At 63.7% G+C, this 19,271-nt stretch carries 19 protein-coding genes; 14 read left to right on the top strand and 5 right to left on the bottom strand.

Going from position 1 to position 19,271, the window contains the following annotated elements:
• Positions 1–176: 176 nt before the first annotated feature.
• Together BUE39_RS13305 and BUE39_RS13300 are read left to right on the top strand one after the other, a co-directional pair.
• Positions 177–590, top strand: a complete 414-nt coding sequence (locus BUE39_RS13305; RefSeq protein ID WP_073429132.1) for a ribonuclease — start codon at positions 177–179, stop codon at positions 588–590.
• 16 nt (positions 591–606) lie between these two features.
• The gene (locus BUE39_RS13300) at positions 607–1,167 is read left to right on the top strand and encodes a barstar family protein (protein WP_073429154.1); all 561 of its coding nucleotides are present in this window, start codon (positions 607–609) and stop codon (positions 1,165–1,167) included.
• A 199-nt stretch (positions 1,168–1,366) separates the two neighbouring features.
• Here the strand turns inward: BUE39_RS13300 and BUE39_RS13295 are convergent, their stop codons facing one another.
• From BUE39_RS13295 to speE, 3 genes are all read right to left on the bottom strand, one after another.
• The gene (locus tag BUE39_RS13295; RefSeq protein WP_073429131.1) at positions 1,367–2,107 is read right to left on the bottom strand and encodes a 16S rRNA (uracil(1498)-N(3))-methyltransferase; all 741 of its coding nucleotides are present in this window, start codon (positions 2,105–2,107) and stop codon (positions 1,367–1,369) included.
• Between the two features lie 19 nt (positions 2,108–2,126).
• A complete protein-coding gene (locus BUE39_RS13290) occupies positions 2,127–2,540 on the bottom strand; it encodes a VOC family protein (protein ID WP_073429130.1) in 414 nt (137 codons plus the stop codon).
• 103 nt (positions 2,541–2,643) lie between these two features.
• Positions 2,644–3,516, bottom strand: a complete 873-nt coding sequence (gene speE / locus BUE39_RS13285) for a polyamine aminopropyltransferase (RefSeq protein WP_073429129.1) — start codon at positions 3,514–3,516, stop codon at positions 2,644–2,646.
• Between the two features lie 279 nt (positions 3,517–3,795).
• Here speE and tkt point away from each other — a divergent pair, with 279 nt between their 5' ends.
• Together tkt and gap are read left to right on the top strand one after the other, a co-directional pair.
• Positions 3,796–5,817 (top strand): transketolase, encoded by a 2,022-nt coding sequence (gene tkt, locus BUE39_RS13280; protein ID WP_073429128.1) that lies wholly within the window; start codon positions 3,796–3,798, stop codon positions 5,815–5,817.
• A 95-nt stretch (positions 5,818–5,912) separates the two neighbouring features.
• The gene (gene gap, locus BUE39_RS13275; protein WP_073429127.1) at positions 5,913–6,923 is read left to right on the top strand and encodes a type I glyceraldehyde-3-phosphate dehydrogenase; all 1,011 of its coding nucleotides are present in this window, start codon (positions 5,913–5,915) and stop codon (positions 6,921–6,923) included.
• An 81-nt stretch (positions 6,924–7,004) separates the two neighbouring features.
• On the opposite strand, the gene BUE39_RS13270 is transcribed toward gap, so the two are convergent.
• Positions 7,005–7,697: a FadR/GntR family transcriptional regulator gene (locus tag BUE39_RS13270; protein WP_073429126.1), complete on the bottom strand. Its 693-nt coding sequence runs from the start codon at positions 7,695–7,697 to the stop codon at positions 7,005–7,007.
• 226 nt (positions 7,698–7,923) lie between these two features.
• Between BUE39_RS13270 and BUE39_RS13265 the strand changes: the two genes are divergently transcribed.
• The 3 genes from BUE39_RS13265 (at position 7,924) to BUE39_RS13255 (ending at position 10,899) form a co-directional block, all read left to right on the top strand.
• Positions 7,924–9,252, top strand: a complete 1,329-nt coding sequence (locus tag BUE39_RS13265; protein ID WP_073429153.1) for a C4-dicarboxylate transporter DctA — start codon at positions 7,924–7,926, stop codon at positions 9,250–9,252.
• A gap of 110 nt (positions 9,253–9,362) precedes the next feature.
• Positions 9,363–10,373: an allantoicase gene (alc, locus tag BUE39_RS13260; protein ID WP_073429125.1), complete on the top strand. Its 1,011-nt coding sequence runs from the start codon at positions 9,363–9,365 to the stop codon at positions 10,371–10,373.
• Between the two features lie 13 nt (positions 10,374–10,386).
• Positions 10,387–10,899, top strand: coding sequence for an ureidoglycolate lyase (locus tag BUE39_RS13255; protein WP_073429124.1), 513 nt, complete (start codon positions 10,387–10,389; stop codon positions 10,897–10,899).
• Positions 10,900–11,012: 113 nt separating this feature from the next.
• Here BUE39_RS13255 and fur read toward each other — a convergent pair whose 3' ends face one another.
• Complete coding sequence (gene fur / locus BUE39_RS13250; protein ID WP_006051897.1) at positions 11,013–11,441, bottom strand: ferric iron uptake transcriptional regulator; 429 nt, start codon at positions 11,439–11,441, stop codon at positions 11,013–11,015.
• Positions 11,442–11,599: 158 nt separating this feature from the next.
• Between fur and BUE39_RS13245 the strand changes: the two genes are divergently transcribed.
• The 7 genes from BUE39_RS13245 to holA all read left to right on the top strand — a co-directional run bounded on the left by BUE39_RS13245 (position 11,600) and on the right by holA (position 19,268).
• On the top strand, positions 11,600–12,421 hold the full coding sequence (locus tag BUE39_RS13245) for an outer membrane protein assembly factor BamE (protein ID WP_073429123.1): 822 nt from the start codon (positions 11,600–11,602) through the stop codon (positions 12,419–12,421).
• A gap of 189 nt (positions 12,422–12,610) precedes the next feature.
• Positions 12,611–13,408 carry a 4-hydroxy-tetrahydrodipicolinate reductase gene (gene dapB, locus BUE39_RS13240; RefSeq protein WP_073429122.1) on the top strand — a complete coding sequence of 266 codons (798 nt, stop codon included), beginning with the start codon at positions 12,611–12,613 and terminating at the stop codon, positions 13,406–13,408.
• 71 nt (positions 13,409–13,479) lie between these two features.
• The gene (locus BUE39_RS13235; RefSeq protein WP_073429121.1) at positions 13,480–14,190 is read left to right on the top strand and encodes a MotA/TolQ/ExbB proton channel family protein; all 711 of its coding nucleotides are present in this window, start codon (positions 13,480–13,482) and stop codon (positions 14,188–14,190) included.
• 27 nt (positions 14,191–14,217) lie between these two features.
• Positions 14,218–14,649, top strand: coding sequence for an ExbD/TolR family protein (locus BUE39_RS13230; protein ID WP_073429120.1), 432 nt, complete (start codon positions 14,218–14,220; stop codon positions 14,647–14,649).
• A 145-nt stretch (positions 14,650–14,794) separates the two neighbouring features.
• A complete protein-coding gene (leuS, locus tag BUE39_RS13225; RefSeq protein WP_073429119.1) occupies positions 14,795–17,386 on the top strand; it encodes a leucine--tRNA ligase in 2,592 nt (863 codons plus the stop codon).
• 154 nt (positions 17,387–17,540) lie between these two features.
• Entirely contained in the window at positions 17,541–18,092 is a 552-nt protein-coding gene (locus tag BUE39_RS13220) for an LPS-assembly lipoprotein LptE (protein WP_073429118.1), read from the top strand.
• A gap of 54 nt (positions 18,093–18,146) precedes the next feature.
• Positions 18,147–19,268, top strand: a complete 1,122-nt coding sequence (gene holA / locus BUE39_RS13215) for a DNA polymerase III subunit delta (protein ID WP_073429117.1) — start codon at positions 18,147–18,149, stop codon at positions 19,266–19,268.
• Positions 19,269–19,271: the final 3 nt, after the last annotated feature.

Here is a 19,271-nt window from a genome sequence, read left to right as displayed (position 1 = left end):
GCCTGATCAGGCTAAGTAATCTGTCAAAAGTCGTCAAAGCCCGTTCCGGGGCCCTTTCCCGCCTGACGAAAGATTTCGCCTGCCCGGCGAACGTTGATTCCGTTGGCTATTAGCGATACCCTTACGACTTTCATGGTCGTCAAACTCGTGATCTAACAGCGGGGAACCCCTGATACATGGCACGCAAGTGGTTGGGCATGAAAGGCGTGCTGATCGGTGCTTTGACGCTTTGCGCTTTATCCGGCACCGTGCCTGGCGCGTTTGCTCGCGACTCCACGGCACCTGGTACAAACGCTCAGGGACAGGGCGGCATCGCGGTGGCGCAATTGCCGCGCGAGGCAGTCAATACATTGAACTTGATCGACGCTGGCGGGCCTTATCCCTATGAAAAGGACGGCATCGTGTTCGGCAATCGCGAACGATTGCTGCCGGCCCATCGGCGCGGCTACTACCACGAATACACCGTTCCCACGCCTCGCTCACGTAATCGCGGGGCGCGCCGCATCGTCTGCGGAGGTCCGCTAAGGCGCACCGATAACTGCTACTACTCGGACGACCACTACACCACTTTTAATCGTATTGTTGAATGACATCGGGATGAACGGCATGAGCGACAACGTCTACGCGCACGACTCCGGAGTCGCGACGGATCTTTTCGCGGCCGGCGACGGCAATTTGTTCCAACGCGTCATGCAGATGCGTGCCGGCGATCAGGGCCGCGATAACCAGAGCGAAGCCAGCACTGTGCTTTCATCGAACGAGGAGCCCATGAGCCTTTTCAAGACCGTACGACCGAACATCGTACAGTCGATCCGCGCGTTTCGCGTGCAGGATCTCGCTGACGAGGCCAATCAACTCGGTCAGCATTTCCTGTATGCGTATTGCGCTAACGCGCAGTCCAAACAGGAAGTGCTCGAGACTATCGCCACGTCGTTCCTGTTCCCGAAGCATTTCGGCAAGAATTACGACGCGCTTTACGATTGCCTCACCGAATTGGTTCAAAAGGCGGGCGCCCAACCCGGTTTCGTGATCGTGCTCGAACAATTGCCGGTCGCGCAGAAGTTCGACAAGGAAGGCCGCGAGACGCTGCTCGACGTGTTCCGCGAAGCGGCCGAGTTCTGGGCCGAGCGCAAGGTGGCGTTCCGGGTGTTTTACTCGTTTGCCTGATCGGTCGCCCGAGCGCCGCTTGTTCCAGGAAAGGTTGCAGAAAAGAGAAAGGCCCGCTGATTTTTGGCGGGCCTTTCTCTTTTCTAGTCTGCAAGCGGGGAGGCGATGCGTTTGCCGCGCTGCTTCGTCTGACGAGTCGGGCGCATAGCGCGGCAGCTCGTCGAGATAGTACCGTGCGCGGGACGGCGTGGGCGCCGACTTACCAGCCGCCCCAGCGAGCCGCCAGCGCGGCGAGGACCGCGATGCCAGCCGTTTCGGTGCGCAACACGCGTGGCCCGAGGCCGATGACCGCGAATCCGTAGGCGGTGGCGGCCGCTTCCTCGACTGCGGAAAAACCGCCTTCCGGACCGATCAGCACGGTGACGCGTCCTTGCGGCGGCTCGGTGGGCAATGCCGAAAAGCTCATGTTGGCGCGCGGCGACAAAAGAATGCGCAATTCGCCTTCTTGCGGTGTGCGTGGCAGCGCGCCGAGCCAGGTTGCGATCTCGCGCACCGGCATGACTTCCGGCAGGCGATTGCGCCCGCACTGCTCACACGACGCGCGCACGACGCCTTCCCAATGCGCATGCCGCCGTTGCGCACGCTCGCTGGCAAGCCGCACGACGCTGCGCGTGGTGGTTAGCGGCACGAAGCAGGAGGCGCCGAGTTCGACCGCCTTTTCGATGAGCCAGTCCATCTTGTCGCCGCCCGCAATACCTTGCGCGAGTGTGAGGTGGTACGGCGTTTCGACTTCCACCGCGCGAAATTCACGAACTATCGCCTTGGCCGAGCGGCGTTCGACCTCGACGAGTTCGGCGCTGTACTCACCGCCTTTGCCGTTGAACAGCACAATCGAATCACCGGGCTGCAAGCGCAGCACGAGAACGTGGCGGGTGACGTCATCGGGCAACTGCAAGATGTCGTCGGAGTTGAGGGGCATACCGACGAAAAAGCGAGGCATCAGAAAAATACTCATTGGTTCACGAAAGGTGGCGAGCGAGCGCCCAACGGTAGCCGTCCAGATCTTCGACCTGGGCGAACCGGTCGCCCCAGAACTGATCCTGCGGCTCGCTCAGCGATTTTGCACCGGCGGCTAGCGCGCGTGCGTAAACCGCGTCGACATCGTCGACATAGACATAGAAGGATTGCGGCGCAATTGCGCCCGCGCTTTTCGGGGTTTTCGCCGCCGAGCCGAACGCGCCTTCCGGCGCGAACATCACGATCAACTGTCCTTGATAAGTCATTTCGACATGCATGACGACCCCGTCGTCCTGCACGCTGTCACGGACCTCGAAACCAAAAGCGGCCTCGAAGAAGGCAGTCGCGACACGCGCATCGCGCACCGTCAGATAGGGGGTCAACCAAGGCACACCGGCTGGGCGGGAGGCGGTCATGGAGTTCTCCGGATCTATGGGGTTTGCGAGACGCAGGCGAGGCAGGCAACCGCGATCGATACGCCGATTGCGCGTTGACTGAACCGTATATTGTGCCCGCGTGTTAGCACAACGGCTTTAGGAATCGACTTAGTTTATCCCGCGCTAACGACGACGCCGAAAAGAGGCCGGCGTGCAAGGCCGGGGCATAGTGCTTGAGCGAGTCAATTTGCCGCGCTTCGAGGCGCTGTGCAAGCGTTTCGGAAGCGATGGCGGCCGGGTCGAGCGCGTCGCTGGCGGTCGCCATCATCCACAGCGACCCGTACAGCGGAACGAAGGTGTTCATCGTGCGCACGACGGCGAACGTGGTCCGTAAGCCGTCGAGCAAGTCCGCGATACGCCGCGGATGAAAGTAGGGCGAGCCGAGGTGTACGGAGAGCACGGCGGTCGGGCTCATTATCCGCTTGAGGTGTGCGTAGAAATCGGGTGTATAGAGCCCGGCGGCGGGCGAATCGGGCGGAGTAAGGTCGAATACGACGAGGTCGAACCGCGCCGTTGCCGTTGCCGCCACGCAATGCGCGGCGTCGCCGATGACCAGTTCGACGCGCGGATCGTCGAAAGCCCCGCCTTGCACCTGTGGCAGATGTTCGCGCGTCAGGCGTACTACCTCCTCATCGAGCTCCGCGACCACGATCCGCTCGATGCTCGGGTGCCTGAGCAGTTGCCGCGCGGCGCCGCCATCGCCGCCGCCCAGCACCAGCGCCGCTCGCGGCGACGGATGCGCCAGCGCGGCCGGATGCACCATGCATTCGTGATAGATGAACTCGTCGCCGGTCGAAGTCATCGGGCGGCCGTCGAGCGTGAAGAGCCGGCCGAGCTGCGGCGTGTCCCACACCTCGATGCGCTGATAAGGCGAATCGACGCGCGCAATCAGTTTCGCGTTCGGAAAACCGTACACGGCGTCGGGACTCGGGTGGAACAGCAAGAGAGTGCTCACGGGATGACGGGCTCTGTCCGGAGCGCGGCGAATTCAGGTTGCATAATTGTAAAGGACCACGCGCCGCGCGGCGTTGCAGGGCGCGGGGGCCGCACGGACGGGCGGCTCTCCGCGCAGGGCGGGTCTAACGTTCTGTTAGAATGTGACGCTTTCAGCCTTGTCCGTTTGCTCTGCCCGTTTCGCGTCTCCCGGCGCCGCACCGTGCGCCGAGGCGGACTGGCCGCCGAGCTTCCGGGCCTCAAGCGCGCACCGCCTTTTGACTCTGTCTCCGGACTCGACATGACGACCCCGTCTCCCGCACCCACTTCCTTGATGGCCAACGCAATCCGCGCGTTGTCCATGGACGCCGTTCAACAAGCGAATTCCGGTCACCCCGGCATGCCGATGGGCATGGCCGAAATCGGTGTGGCTTTGTGGTCGCGCCATCTGCGCCATAACCCGAAGAACCCGCAATGGGCCGATCGCGACCGTTTCGTGCTGTCGAACGGCCATGGCTCCATGCTGCTGTACTCGCTGCTGCACCTCACCGGCTACGATCTGCCGATCGAGGAGCTGAAGAACTTCCGCCAGATGCATTCCAAGACGCCGGGCCATCCGGAATACGGCATCACGCCGGGCGTCGAGACCACCACCGGCCCGCTCGGCCAGGGATTGGCGAACGCCGTCGGCATGGCGCTCGCGGAGTCGCTACTCGCCACTGAATTCAACAAGCCCGACGCGAAGATCGTCGACCACCACACGTATGTGTTCGTCGGCGACGGTTGCCTGATGGAAGGCATTTCGCACGAGGCCTGTTCGCTTGCCGGCGTGCTGAAGCTGAACAAGCTGATCGCTTTCTACGACGACAACGGCATCTCGATCGACGGCGAAGTGGTGCACTGGTTCCACGACGACACGCCGAAGCGCTTCGAAGCCTACGGCTGGAACGTGATCCCGAACGTGGTCGGCCATGACGTCGACGCGGTGGACGCGGCGATCAAGCAAGCGAAGCAATCGGACAAGCCCACGCTGATCTGCTGCAAGACCGTGATCGGCGAAGGTGCGCCGACCAAGGCCGGCAGCCACGACTCGCACGGCGCGCCGCTCGGCGACAAGGAAATCGCGGCGACGCGTGAAGCGATCGGCTGGAAGTGGGAGCCGTTCGTGATCCCGCAGGAAGTGTATGCGGCGTGGGACGCGAAGGAGGGCGGCGCGCGTCTCGAGTCCGACTGGGATAAGGCATTCGCTGCTTACCAGGCAAAATATCCGCGGGAAGCCGCCGAATTTTCGCGCCGCATGGCCAAGCAGCTGCCGGCCGACTGGGCGGACAAGGCGAAGGCGATCATCGCCGGCGCGAACGAACGCGCGGAAACCGTCGCGACGCGCAAGGCATCGCAGCAGGCCATCGAAGGTTTGTCGGCCGTGCTGCCGGAACTGCTCGGCGGTTCCGCCGACCTGACCGGTTCGAACCTGACCAACTGGAAGGCCGCCAAGCCCGTGCGGGTGAACCCGGAAGGCCTGGCAGCCGGCAACTACGTGAACTACGGCGTGCGCGAGTTCGGCATGAGCGCCGCGATCAACGGCGTGGCGCTGCATGGCGGCTTCAAGGCCTTCGGCGGCACGTTCCTGACGTTCTCTGACTACAGCCGCAACGCGTTGCGCGTCGCCGCGCTGATGAAAGCGCCGTCGATCTTCGTATTCACGCACGACTCGATCGGTCTGGGCGAGGACGGTCCGACGCACCAGTCGATCGAACACGTCGCGAGCCTGCGACTGATTCCGCATCTGCAAGTGTGGCGGCCGGCCGACACAGTGGAAACGGCCGTGGCCTGGACCCACGCGGTGGAACACCAGGGTCCCTCGTGCCTGATTTTCAGCCGTCAAAACCTGCCGTTCTCCGAGCGCACCGACGCGCAGATCGCCAACATCGAAAAGGGTGGTTATGTGCTGCGCGACTGGAATGACGAGATCGTCGCGCGCAAGGTCATCCTGATCGCGACCGGTTCGGAAGTGGAACTGGCGTTGAAGGCAATCGAGCCGCTCGCGCGCGAAGGTATCGCGGCGCGCGTCGTGTCGATGCCGTCGACCACCGTGTTCGACAAGCAGGACGCCGAATACCGCGAGCGCGTGCTGCCGAAGGGCGTGCGCCGTGTCGCGATCGAAGCGGGCGTGACGGATTTCTGGCGCAAGTACGTGGGTCTGGAGGGCGGCGTGGTCGGCATCGACACGTTCGGCGAATCGGCCCCCGCTGGCGTGCTGTTCAAGCATTTCGGCTTCACCGTCGAGCATGTTGTGGAGACGGCTAAAGCCGCACTCGGCTGATCCTCCGCAAGCGTTGCCGTCTGCGTGCGAACGCGCGGCAACGCTGCCGGTCAGACGAACATGGACGTATTTTTTCAGCCATCAGGAGATAGACCATGACGATTCGCGTCGCAATCAACGGCTACGGCCGGATCGGCCGCAACACGTTGCGCGCCTTCTATGAAAACGGCAAGAAGCACGATATCGAAATCGTCGCCATCAACGATCTCGGCGATGCCAAGACCAATGCTCACCTGACGCAATACGACACCGCGCACGGCAAGTTCCCCGGCGAAGTGTCGGTGGACGGCGACTACCTCGTCGTCAACGGCGACAAGATCCGCGTGCTGGCCAACCGCAATCCGGCGGAACTGCCGTGGGGCGAGTTGAACGTCGACGTCGTGATGGAATGCACGGGCTTTTTCACGACCAAGGAAAAGGCGAGCGCGCACATCAAGGGCGGCGCAAAGAAAGTGATCATCTCCGCGCCGGGCGGCAAGGACGTCGACGCAACGATCGTCTACGGCGTGAATCACAACGTGTTGAAGGCATCGGACACGGTGATCTCGAACGCATCGTGCACGACCAACTGCCTCGCGCCGCTCGTCAAGCCGCTGAACGACAAGATCGGCCTCGTGAACGGTCTGATGACCACGATCCACGCATACACGAACGACCAGGTTCTGACGGACGTGTACCACGAAGACCTGCGCCGCGCGCGCTCGGCCACGCATAGCCAGATCCCGACCAAGACCGGCGCCGCATCGGCGGTCGGCCTGGTGCTGCCGGAACTGAACGGCAAGCTGGACGGCTACGCGATTCGCGTGCCGACGATCAACGTGTCGGTTGTCGATCTGTCTTTCATCGCCGCGCGCGACACGACGGTGGATGAAGTCAACAAGATCATGAAGGAAGCGTCGGAAGGCGCGCTGAAGGGCATTCTCGGCTACAACGACGCGCCGCTGGTGTCGATCGACTTCAACCACAACCCGGCTTCGTCGACGTTCGACGCGACGCTGACCAAGGTGTCGGGCCGCCTGGTGAAGGTGTCGAGCTGGTACGACAACGAGTGGGGCTTCTCCAACCGCATGCTGGACACGGCGGTGGCGCTGGCCAACGCGAAGTAAGTCGTCTGCTTCGTTTGCCCCGCGGTCTTGTTTTGACGGCAGGCGAAGGGAGAAAAAAAACCGCTCCTCGGAGCGGTTTTTTTACGTCCGCGGCGTCGGGAAATAGACGCCGGCCCGCTGCGCGGCGTTGGAGATATGAGTCTCGATCGCCTTGCCCGCCGCTGCCGAGTCGCGCGCCGTGAGCGCATCCAGAATCGCGCGATGTTCGTTGTAGGTGGACAGCACCAGTTCGCGCCGATAGAACGGCAGACGCTGGCTTTCCTTCATGATGTCGGCGCTGCTGCTGAGGATCGATTCGATCGCCGCGTTGCCGGCAATGCCCACCATCCGCATGTGGAAGCCGTAGTCGAGGCGTGCGGCTTCGTCGAGTTCTTCGCAGGCGAGCGCTGTTTGCATGGCCGCGATATTGTCCTCGAACCACACGAGGTCGGATTCGCTGACGGCGAGCGCCGCCATGCGTGCGACAAAACCCTCCAACGCAAAGCGCACCTGATAGGTATCCGGTAGCGACGATTGGTTTGCGAAGCGCCAGGACTGCGCGGCCTTGGCCTGCGAACTTTCCACGTAGACGCCCTTGCCGGGCCGTATCACCAGCAGACCGAGTGCTTCCAGCGTGGAAAGCGCTTCGCGTAGCGACGCGCGGCTGATGGTCAGTTCCTCGGAGAGCTGACGCTGCGCCGGCAGCAAACTTCCCACCGGATAGACCCCCGCCTCGATCCGTTCGCGGATGGTCGCGATGGCGGCGTCTGTGACGGTGTGCGGGACGTTCTTCATCGTGGCTCACTTGAGAATGCGGTCTGACCAGCATTGTAATACGTGTCCCGAATGCCGTGCGGTCAAGCGTCATCGGCATATTCGCCGAACCTTGGCAGTCAGGGAAAATAGCGGGTAAACACTGTTTTTGTAATCCTTGACGCCAGTATATCGGCTTCCTACTATTCGCCATAACAGCACTGGTCGGACCAGTCTGAACTGAGTGAACCGCAACCAGGAGGAAGCCGTGTTGAAATTCTTCAATTCGCTATTTGGCCGGGTCGTTATTGCGCTGCTGGCCGGCATCGTGATCGGCGCGGTGTTCCCGCACTTCGCCCAATCGCTGCGCCCGCTCGGCGACGGCTTCCTGAAGCTGATCAAGATGGTGATCGGCCCAATCGTCTTTTGCGTCGTGGTGAGCGGCATGGCGCATGCCGGAGATCTGCGCAAGGTCGGGCGCGTCGGCCTGAAGGCGGTGATCTACTTCGAGGTGATGACGACGATCGCGCTCGTGATCGGCGCCGTGCTGGCCTATGTCACGCGACCGGGCGTCGGCATGAACATCGATCTGCATTCGCTCGATCCGGCTTCGCTGTCGACATACGCCGAGCACGCGAAGAGCCTCAAGGACACGGCGGGCTTTCTGCTGAAGATCATCCCCGACACGGCGATGAACGCGTTCGCGACCGGCGACATCCTGCAAATCCTCGTGTTTTCGGTGCTGTTCGGCTCGGCGCTGTCTCTGCTCGGCACCAAGGCGCAGCGTGTGAGCGGCCTGATCGACGAACTCGCCCAGGTGTTCTTCCGGGTGATGAGCTTCATCATCAAGCTGGCGCCGCTCGGTGTGCTCGGCGCGATCGCGTTCACCACCGGCAAGTACGGCGTCGACTCGCTCAAGCAACTCGGCATGCTGGTGCTCGTGTTCTACGCGAGCTGCATCGTGTTCGTGGTCGTGGTGCTGGGCGTGGTGATGCGGCTGGCCGGCTTCAACGTTTTCAAGCTGATCCGCTATCTGCGGGAGGAACTGTCGATCGTGCTCGGCACGGCATCGTCCGATGCGGTGTTGCCGCAGGTCATGCGCAAGCTCGAATGGATGGGCGTGAAGGATTCGACGGTCGGTCTCGTGATTCCGACCGGCTACTCGTTCAATCTCGACGGTTTCTCCATTTATCTGACCCTGGCTGTGATTTTCATCGCGCAGGCCACCAACACGCCGCTGTCCACGCACGACCTCATCGTGGTGGTGCTGGTATCGCTGGTGACGTCGAAGGGCGCGCACGGCATTCCGGGTTCGGCCATCGTGATTCTGGCCGCGACGTTGTCCGCCATTCCGGCGATTCCCGTCCTCGGCCTCGTGCTGATCCTGCCGGTCGACTGGTTCGTCGGCATTGCCCGCGCGCTGACCAACCTGATCGGCAATTGCGTGGCGACGGTGGTCGTCGCGGTGTGGGAAAACGATATCGACCGGGCGCGCGCGCATCGCGTGCTGAATCGCGACGCGGCGTTGCGCTACGTCCCGACCGGCGAGGGCATCGACCCCGAGTCTGCCGCCGGCGAACACGCGCCAGCCGTCTGATACCCCGAATCGTCTGACCGACCAGCGCGCCAACGCAGCGCGCTTTTCCGCGCCGGCGGATGCTCCGAAATCCGCTGGCGCTCTTTCACTTTTCGTCGCCTACCGAGACTATGGCCAATCCGATCCTCGACCCGAACGCGCCTGCCTTCACCCGCCGCTATATGAACCTCGCCGACCCGCGTCTGGGCGCGAAAGCGCTCCACGCCAGCGACGAATTCTTCGCGCCGAAAGAACGCATGCTCGACCCGCAGCCCGCAGTGTTCATTCCCGGCAAATACGACGACCATGGCAAGTGGATGGACGGCTGGGAAACTCGCCGCAAGCGCACCACCGGTCACGACTATTGCGTGATCCGGCTCGCGCGGGCGGGCGTCGTGCACGGCGTCGATCTGGATACGAGCCACTTCACCGGCAATTTTCCGCCGGCGGCGTCGATCGACGCCTGCCATGTGGACAGCGACGTGCCGCCGGACAACGCCGACTGGCAAACGCTCGTGCCGCCGACCACGCTGCAGGGCAACCAACACCACTACGTCGAAGTGAACGACGCGCGCGCCTTCACGCATCTGCGCGTGAATCTGTATCCGGACGGCGGCCTCGCGCGCCTGCGCGTGTACGGCCAGCCGAAGCGCGACTGGGCGCGCGTGGAGCGCGGCGCGCTGCTGGACCTCGCGGCGATCGAGAACGGCGCGTATCTGGTCGCGGCGAATAACCAGCATTTCGGTCCGGCCTCGCAGATGCTGATGCCGGGCCGCGGCGTCAACATGGGCGACGGCTGGGAGACGCGGCGGCGCCGCGAACCGGGCAACGACTGGGCGATCGTCGCGCTGGCGCGACCGGGCGTGATCCGCAAGATCGAGGTGGACACCGCGCACTTCAAGGGCAATTTCCCCGACCGCTGTTCGCTGCAAGCCGCTCGCGTGACGGGCGGCACGGACGAATCGCTCGTCACGCAAGCGATGTTCTGGCCCGAACTGCTCGCCGAGCAGAAGCTGCAAATGGACCACGTGCACACGTTCGCGGACGGCATCGCATCGCTCGGACCTGTCACGCACGTGCGTTTCAATATCTTTCCGGACGGTGGCGTGTCGCGTCTGCGCCTGTGGGGCGACCTCGCATAACGGAGCGGCGTCGATGAAGACATTGCAGATGGAGCGCCTGACGCGAGCCGCCTTCGCGCCATTCGGCGACGTGATCGAGCTGGACGGCGCGCGCCATTTCGCGATCAACGGCGGCACGACCGAGCGCTATCACGACCTCGCCGCCGTCGATGTGACGGAGCAGGGCGGCCGGCCGCTGATCAACCTGTTTCGCGCGCAACCCCGTCCGTTGCCGGTCGACATCACGATGATGGAGCGGCACCCGCTCGGCAGCCAGGCGTTCATTCCGTTGACGGCGCGCCGCTATCTGGTGGTGGTCGCGCCGGCGGGCGAGTTCGATCCGGCGCGGATGCGCGCATTCTGGAGCGACGGCTGGCAGGGCGTGAACTACACGAAAGGCGTTTGGCACCATCCGCTGCTGGCGCTCGACGAGATGAGCGACTTCGTGGTGGTCGATCGCGGCGGCGAGCAGCCCAACTGCGACGAACTGACGTTGGAAGAGCCGTGGCGGCTGATGTTCGAAGCAGGCGCCGAACTGTCGGTATAGAGCTGACCACCGAAGCCGGCCGCCGTGCCCCAAACGCAAAAAGACCCGCTCGATTCACACCGGGCGGGTCTTTTTTCCACCGGACCGCGCACCCCGACGCGGCACAGATCGCATCAATGCTTGCGATGCGGGCAATTCTCCTTGGTGCACGCGCCGTACAACGCCAACGCGTGCTCCTGCAGCTTGAAGCCGCGTTCCTTCGCGATGGATTGCTGACGGTTCTCGATTTCGGAGTCGAAAAATTCCTCGACGAGCCCGCAATCAAGGCACACGAGATGGTCGTGGTGCGATCCTTCGTTCAATTCGAACACCGCCTTGCCCGATTCGAAATTGCTGCGCGACAGCAAGCCCGCCTGTTCGAATTGCGTGAGGACCCGATAGACGGTGGCAAGGCCGATGTCGAGTTCCTCGTGCAACAGGTTGCGGTAGACGTCTTCGGCGGTCAGGTGGCGCACCGGGCTGTGCTGGAAAATCTCAAGGATTTTGAGGCGCGGAAGGGTCGCCTTGAGCCCGATATTCTTGAGATCGGTTGGATTGGTCATGGCAAGGGATCCCTAGAGTACAATGCTGGGCTCTCATAGTAATGTGTTTTTGCCGTTCTGGTCATCTTCGATGGAATGAAACTCGCGCGGCTCGTCAGCGGGCCCGCACGGTGAGTGAAATGATTTCAAAATCTCAATTGATCTACCGGGGGAGCCGCATGCGGGGTACCTTGATCGCTGTTGCGACTGTCGCGGTTCTTGCCGGATGTTCCACTTACGACAGTCTGACGCAGCGCATTGCGCAAAGCATTACCCCGTATCGCATTACGGTGGTGCAAGGCAATTTTGTCTCGAAAGAAGCGGCTTCGCAGATGCAGGTCGGCATGTCCCGCGCGCAGGTGCGGCAGATTCTCGGCACGCCCCTCCTGGCCGACATGTTCCACGCGGATCGTTGGGACTACGTGTTCTATTTCAAGCGCGGTTCGACGAACGTCGTGCAGCAGCGCGACTTCGTGGTCATGTTCGCGGGCGACCGCGTCGCCAGTTGGTCGGGCGGCGAGGACCTGCCGTCCAACCTCGAATTGCTGGCTGAGATCGACGGCGACAGGCGCGGCAAAAAGGCCGCTGCGCCGAACGTAGCCAGCAGTGCCGGCGGCGCGAGCGCGCCGGTGGCGGCCGCAGCGGCGCCGATCGCGGTGGACACGGTGCGTTCGCCGTCTGTCGAGGGCGCTGCCGCGGTAACCGCACCGTCCACGGACGCCAATGCGGAAGCCGCGCAAGCGGCCAATCGTGCGACCAATGCGGTGCAATCGCCGTCCGGCAATACGCGGTCTTCCGTGCGTTCCACCGCGCCGACCCCGAACGCCGGCGGCGTACCGCCACAGGGCCCGACGGCCCCGGGTCAGCCGCAGTTCCAGTTCCACCGTCCGCCGCCTCCGCAGGCGCAGGGCGCGCAGAGCAATCCGGTGGGACCGACTGGCTCGCAAACGGGCAACAGCGCGCCGCTGACTACTCCGTCGACTTCGGGAACGAGCGAGTAACCAGGCGGTCGGTGTTTTAAGATGAATACGGCGCGGGCGTGGCGAACGCGTGCCGCGTCACGGCAAGGGCGCCCTGCGTGGCGCCCGCCAGATTCTCCGCTTTCCCATGATGCGCGGCGCCGGTGCGTGCTGCCCGGCGCCGCTTTCTCCCGCACTTGCCGGGTTTTGCCTTTTCGAACCCTCGTAGCCATGAAAATTGCCATTGCTGGCGCATCGGGCCGTATGGGCCGCATGCTCATCGAAACCGTCCTTAACGATCCTGAAGTCACGCTCTCGGGCGCGCTCGACCGTGCGGGTTCCCCGCAACTCGGTCAGGACGCCGGCGCGTTGGTCGGCAAACAGACGGGCGTTGCGCTCACCGACGACATCGAAAGCGTATTCGCCAAATCCGACTACCTGATCGACTTCACGCGTCCCGAAGGCACGCTGGTCCATCTCGAAGCGGCGCAGCGCCACAACGTGAAAATGGTGATCGGCACGACCGGGTTCGACAACGAGCAGAAAGCGCAATTGCGCGCCGCGGCGGACAAGATCGCCATCATGTTCGCGTCGAACATGAGCGTCGGCGTGAACGTCACGCTGAAGTTGCTCGAATACGCCGCCAGGCATTTCGCGACCGGCTACGACATCGAAATCATCGAGGCGCATCACCGTCACAAGGTCGACGCGCCGTCGGGCACGGCGCTGACCATGGGCGAAGTAATCGCCAACGCGCTCGGCCGCAATCTCGACGACTGCGCGGTGTACGGCCGCGAAGGCGTGACCGGCGAACGCGATCCGTCCACCATCGGCTTCTCGGCGATTCGCGGCGGCGACATTGTCGGCGACCATACGGTGTTGTTCGCGGGCATCGGCGAGCGCATCGAAATCACGCACAAATCGGCGAGCCGTTTGTCGTATGCACAAGGCGCGCTTCGTGCCGTGCGTTTTCTCGCAGGCCACAAAACCGGTTTCTTCGACATGCAGGACGTACTCGGCCTGCGTTGAGCGTCTGTCCGGGCGCGCCGGGCCGCGGCGCCCGTTCGCGTCCCTCGAATCACTTTCCACGGCGAGGTCAGATGGCAGGCAGCAGCGGCATCATCCATTACCTGCAAACCAGTGACGCGATCACGCATGGCGTCGCTTATGTGCTGCTGGCCATGTCGATTGCGAGCTGGTGTTTTCTGATCGTCAAGAGCTGGATTCTCACCCGCGCGAAACGGCAGGCGGCGCGCGCCATCGCGCAATTCTGGCAGGCGCCCACGCTCTCCGAGGGTGTCGCGGCGTTGAAGCGCGTGGACCGTGAGCGTGTCTTCACGCCGCTCGCCGAGGCGGCCCTGCATGCGTCCGAAGTGGACATTCCGGGTGCGCTGCTCGCCCGCGTCGAGCGCGGCGAACGGGTGCTGCGGGCGTTGCGCCAGGCGCTCAATGCGTCGCAGCGGCGGCTCGAATTCGGTCAGGTGCTATTGGCCTCGGTGGGCAGCACGGCGCCCTTCGTCGGCCTCCTTGGCACCGTCTGGGGTATCTATCACGCGCTCGGCAGCATTGCGGCGAGCGGCCAGGCGCAAATCGAGAACGTCGCCGGTCCGGTGGGCGAGGCGCTCATCATGACCGCGTTCGGCCTCGTGGTCGCGATTCCCGCCGTGCTTGCGTATAACGTGCTCGGGCGCCTCGTGCGGCAATTGTCGGAGGAACTCGACGGCTTCGCGCACGATCTGCACGCATACGTGTGCGCGCCCGTCGAGCAGGCCCACACCGCGCCGCGGGCCCGGCAGGCTCCGACTCACTAAGCGCGTTGCTCACGCGAAAGAGGCGACATGGCATTCGGCGGACTCGAGAAAAAGCAGACGGCCGCGCCGATGGCCGAGATCAACATGACGCCGCTGATCGACGTGATGCTGGTGTTGCTGGTGATTTTTATCATTACCGCGCCTTTATTCACGCACGCAATCCGCCTCGATTTGCCGAAAGTGGCGGCGGCGCCCGCGCGGCAAACGCCGCAAACCATTTCCCTTTCCATCGACGCCGCCGGCAAGCTCTATTGGGACGGCAAGGTCATCACGCTCGAGCAGATGCGCGCGCGGTTCGCGCAAGCGGGCAAACAGCCGGAGCAGCCGGAGATTCAACTGCGCGCCGAGCGCTCCACGCGTTACGAGGTGATCGCGCAGGTCATGGGCGCGACGCAGCAGGCCGGGCTCGAGCGGATCGGCTTCGTGACGGACCCGCCGCCGCCTGGCGCGAGCCGCTAGCCAGCTAGCCATACCGCGCGGCGCACCCGTCCGCGAACGGTATAATCAGCCCTTTCCCCCGCAGAAGGGGAAACGACGCCATTTCATCCAGCAGAGCACCAAGCGGCCGGTGCGAAAGCACCGAACCCAGCGACACCATCACACCATGCACGAAAAATACGTTCCCTCCGACGTCGAATCCGCCGCGCAAGGGCAATGGCGCGCGATCGACGCATACAAGACGACGGAAACCACCAGCAAGCCCAAGTTCTATTGCGTCTCGATGCTGCCGTATCCGTCGGGCAAGCTGCACATGGGGCACGTGCGCAACTACACGATCAACGACGTGATGTACCGCTATTTGCGGATGAACGGCTACAACGTGCTGATGCCGATGGGTTGGGACGCGTTTGGCATGCCGGCCGAAAACGCCGCGATGGCCAACAACGTGCCGCCCGCCAAGTGGACCTACGACAACATCGCTTACATGAAGAAGCAGATGCAGTCGATGGGCCTCGCGATCGACTGGTCGCGTGAAGTCGCCACTTGCAGCCCCGATTACTACAAGTGGAATCAGTGGCTGTTCCTGAAGATGCTCGAAAAGGGCATCGCGTACAAGAAAACCGGCACCGTCAACTGGGACCCGGTCGATCAGACCGTGCTCGCCAACGAGCAGGTGATCGACGGACGCGGCTGGCGTTCGGGCGCGCTGGTCGAAAAGCGCGAAATCCCGATGTACTACCTGCGCATCACCGATTACGCGGATGAACTGCTGAACGACCTCGAAGGCCTCGGCTGGCCCGAGCGCGTGAAGATCATGCAGCAGAACTGGATCGGCAAGAGCTTCGGCGTGAACTTCGGCTTCCCGTATGAAATCGACGGCGAACAGAAGCTGTTGCGCGTGTTCACCACGCGCGCCGACACGATCATGGGCGTGACTTTCGCCGCGATCGCCGCCGAGCATCCGCTCGCCACGCGTCTCGCGCAAGACAAGCCGGAACTGCAAGCCTTCATCGAGGAGTGCAAGCGTGGCGGCGTGGCTGAAGCCGACATCGCGACGATGGAAAAAAAGGGCATGGCCACCGGCTTTTACGTCGCGCATCCGCTGACGCACGAACAGGTGGAAGTGTGGATCGGCAACTACGTGCTGATGAGCTACGGCGAAGGCGCGGTGATGGGCGTGCCGGCGCACGACGAGCGCGACTTCGCGTTCGTGAAGAAATACGGTTTGCCGGTCAAGCAGGTGGTGGCTGTCGAAGGCAAGGCATTCTCGACGGACGCCTGGCAAGAATGGTACGGCGATAAAACCGGCACGCTGGTCAACAGCGGCAAGTACGACGGCCTCGACTACGAGCAGGCGGTCGATGCGATCGCCGCCGATCTGAAGCAGCTCGGCCTCGGCGACAAGCAGATCACGTGGCGCCTGCGCGATTGGGGCGTGTCGCGCCAGCGTTACTGGGGCACGCCGATTCCGATCATCCACTGCCCGACTTGCGGCGATGTGCCGGTGCCGGAACAAGACTTGCCGGTGGTGTTGCCGGAAGACCTCGTGCCGGACGGCACGGGCAACCCGCTCGCCAAGTCGGAGGCATTCGTGAATTGCACGTGCCCGACCTGCGGCGGCGCGGCGCGGCGCGAAACCGACACGATGGACACGTTCGTCGATTCGGCCTGGTACTTCTACCGTTATGCGGCGCCGGACGCGAGGACCATGGTCGACGAGCGCACCGATTACTGGGCGCCGATGGACCAGTACATCGGCGGGATCGAGCACGCGATTCTGCACCTTTTGTACTCGCGCTTCTGGGCGAAGGTGATGCGCGACATGGGCCTGGTCAAGTTCGGCGAGCCGGCCAAAAATCTGCTCACGCAGGGCATGGTGCTCAACGAAACCTACTACCGCGAAAACGAAGCGGGCAAGAAAACCTGGTACAACCCGGCCGAGGTCACCGTTTCGTTCGACGACAAGGGCCGCCCGGTCGGCGCCGTGCTGAACGCGGACGGTCAGCCGGTGGTGCTCGGCGGCGTCGAGAAGATGTCGAAGTCGAAGAACAACGGCGTCGATCCGCAATTGCTGATCGATCAGCACGGCGCGGACACCGCGCGTCTGTTCGTGATGTTCGCGGCACCGCCCGAGCAGCAGCTGGAATGGTCCGGTTCGGGCGTGGAAGGCGCGAGCCGTTTCCTGCGCCGCGTGTGGAGCTTCGGCCACGCGAACGAGGCAGCGTTGCGCGCGGGCGGCAAGTTCGATGCCGCGCAACTCGGCGAGACCGACAAGGCGCTGCGCCGCGAGATTTATAGCGTGCTGAAGCAGGCCGACTTCGACTACCAGCGCTTGCAGTACAACACGGTCGTATCGGCGGCGATGAAGATGCTCAACGCGCTCGACAGCGCGAAGAGCGCCCTGCCGGGCGTGCTGCGCGAAACCTACGGCGTGATGCTGCGCGTGCTGTATCCGGTCGTGCCGCACCTCACGTTCCAGTTGTGGCGCGAACTCGGTTACGCCGACGAATTCGGCTCGCTGCTCGACGCGCCGTGGCCGAAGGTCGACGAGAAGGCGCTGGAGCAGGCCGAGATCGAACTCGTGCTGCAGGTGAACGGCAAGGTGCGCGGCGCGCTGACGGTGGCGAAAGACGCCTCGCGTGAAGCGGTCGAACAACTCGCGGTCGCTCACGAGATGGTCGCGAAGTTCAGCGAAGGCAAGGCGCCGAAGAAAATCGTCGTGGTGCCGGGCCGCCTCGTGAACGTCGTCGTTTGAGCGCCTCCAGGGAAACTTCGCGCGGAGCGGAAAACCTTGGGGCGGCCCGGCGTTTTCTCGTGAAGATCCATCAAGACACGACAGCAGGCAGGACGCCGCCACATGCGGCGGCGCTTGTCCTCGCTGCGGAATCTACTGCGAACCAGGAGCCAATGTGACTCGCAGATCGTTATTGACGCTGGCGTGCAGCGTGCTGATGTTGTCCGCCTGCGGCTTCCAACTGCGCGGCCAGCAGGACTACGCGTTCAAACGTCTCTATATCTCCGGCGGTTCGGCCGCGGCGGGCGCGCGGCTTACGCGCATGGTGCAAGGCGGCAGCGACACGGTGGTGGTCAAGTCGCCCGCGAATGCCGACGCAACGCTGCTGATCTCGGAGAACCGCGGCATCAGCACGCTGACGCTCAACTCGCTGGGTGTCGTCGCGGAGTATCAATTGAATCTCTCGATGAATTACACGCTGACCGGCAAGGACGGCACGATCCTGATTCCGCCGAGCGTGATCGCGCTGAACCGGGCGATGACCTATAGCGACCAGTATTCGCAGGCGAAGGCGGCTGAGTCCGACATTCTTTTCGCCGACATGGAGAACGACGCGATCGACCAGCTCACGCGGCGTCTCGAGATCGTGAAGTCGCTGCATCCCGCGCCGGGTCAGGAAGCGCCGGCGGTTGCGCCGCGCGCGCCGTTGCCGCCGCCGCCGCTGTGAGCGTCGTATTTCGATTCACTTGCCGCACCTGTTCAACCTCGCCCATCGGTAGCCATGCAACTCCGACTTGACGCGCTCGAAGCGCATCTCGCCAAGGGACTCGCCGGCCTCTACGTCGTGTACGGCGACGAGCACCTGCTCGCGCAGGAAGCGTGCGACCGGATTCGCGCCACCGCGCGTGCGGCCGGCTTCACGGACCGCTCGGTGTTCACCGTCGAGCGGGGTTTCGACTGGAGTTCGCTGCTCGGCGCGAGCCAGTCGATGTCGTTGTTCGGCGACCGTCAACTGGTCGAGTTGCGCATTCCGTCGGGCAAGCCCGGCAAGGAAGGCGCCGACGCGCTGAAGGCGCTTGCCGCCGCCGTCAACGATGACGTCCTGACGATGATCACACTGCCGCGGCTCGACGCGGCCACGCAGAAGTCGGGGTGGTTCACGGCGTTGGCCGAAGCCGGCGTCGCGTTGAAGATCGATCCCGTCGAGCGCGCGCAGTTGCCGAATTGGGTGGGGCAGCGGCTCGCTGCTCAAGGGCAGCGAGTGGCCGCAGGCGAGGAAGGGCGGCGCGCGCTCGCGTTCATCGCCGAGCGCGTGGAAGGTAATCTGCTCGCCGCGCATCAGGAAATCCAGAAGCTGGGCTTGCTGTATCCGGCCGGGTCGCTGAGTTTCGAGCAGGTTCAGGACGCCGTGCTGAACGTCGCGCGTTACGACGTTTTCAAATTGAACGAAGCGATGCTCGCGGGCGACGTCGGCCGCTTGACGCGCATGCTCGACGGTCTGCGCGGCGAAGGCGAGGCCGCGGTGCTGGTGTTGTGGGCGGTCGTGGAAGAAGTGCGCACGCTGCTGCGAATCAAGCGCGGTGTCGCGGCCGGCAAGCCGCTCGCGATGCTGGTGCGCGAGAACCGCGTGTGGGGCCCGCGTGAGCGGCTGATCGGGCCGGCGTTGTCGCGCGTCACCGAAGGCGCGCTAGAGAAGGCGCTCGCGTTGGCGGCGCGCCTCGACCGGCAAGTGAAGGGTTTGTCGGGCGGCACGCCGGGCAATCATCGCAACGACCCGCCGCCCGATCCGTGGAACGGACTGTTCGAACTGGCCATGACGGTGGCGTCGCCGGCAAAAGCGGCGCCTGTGCCGCCGCCGCGACCTCGCACCTCGGCGGTTGCGCCGGGGCGAAGGCCCGGCTGATTG

Source organism: Paraburkholderia terricola (assembly GCF_900142195.1).
Lineage (GTDB): Bacteria > Pseudomonadota > Gammaproteobacteria > Burkholderiales > Burkholderiaceae > Paraburkholderia > Paraburkholderia terricola.
The sequence above is the reverse complement of the archived record's forward strand: the minus strand, read 5'-3'. Positions and strand labels throughout refer to the sequence as shown.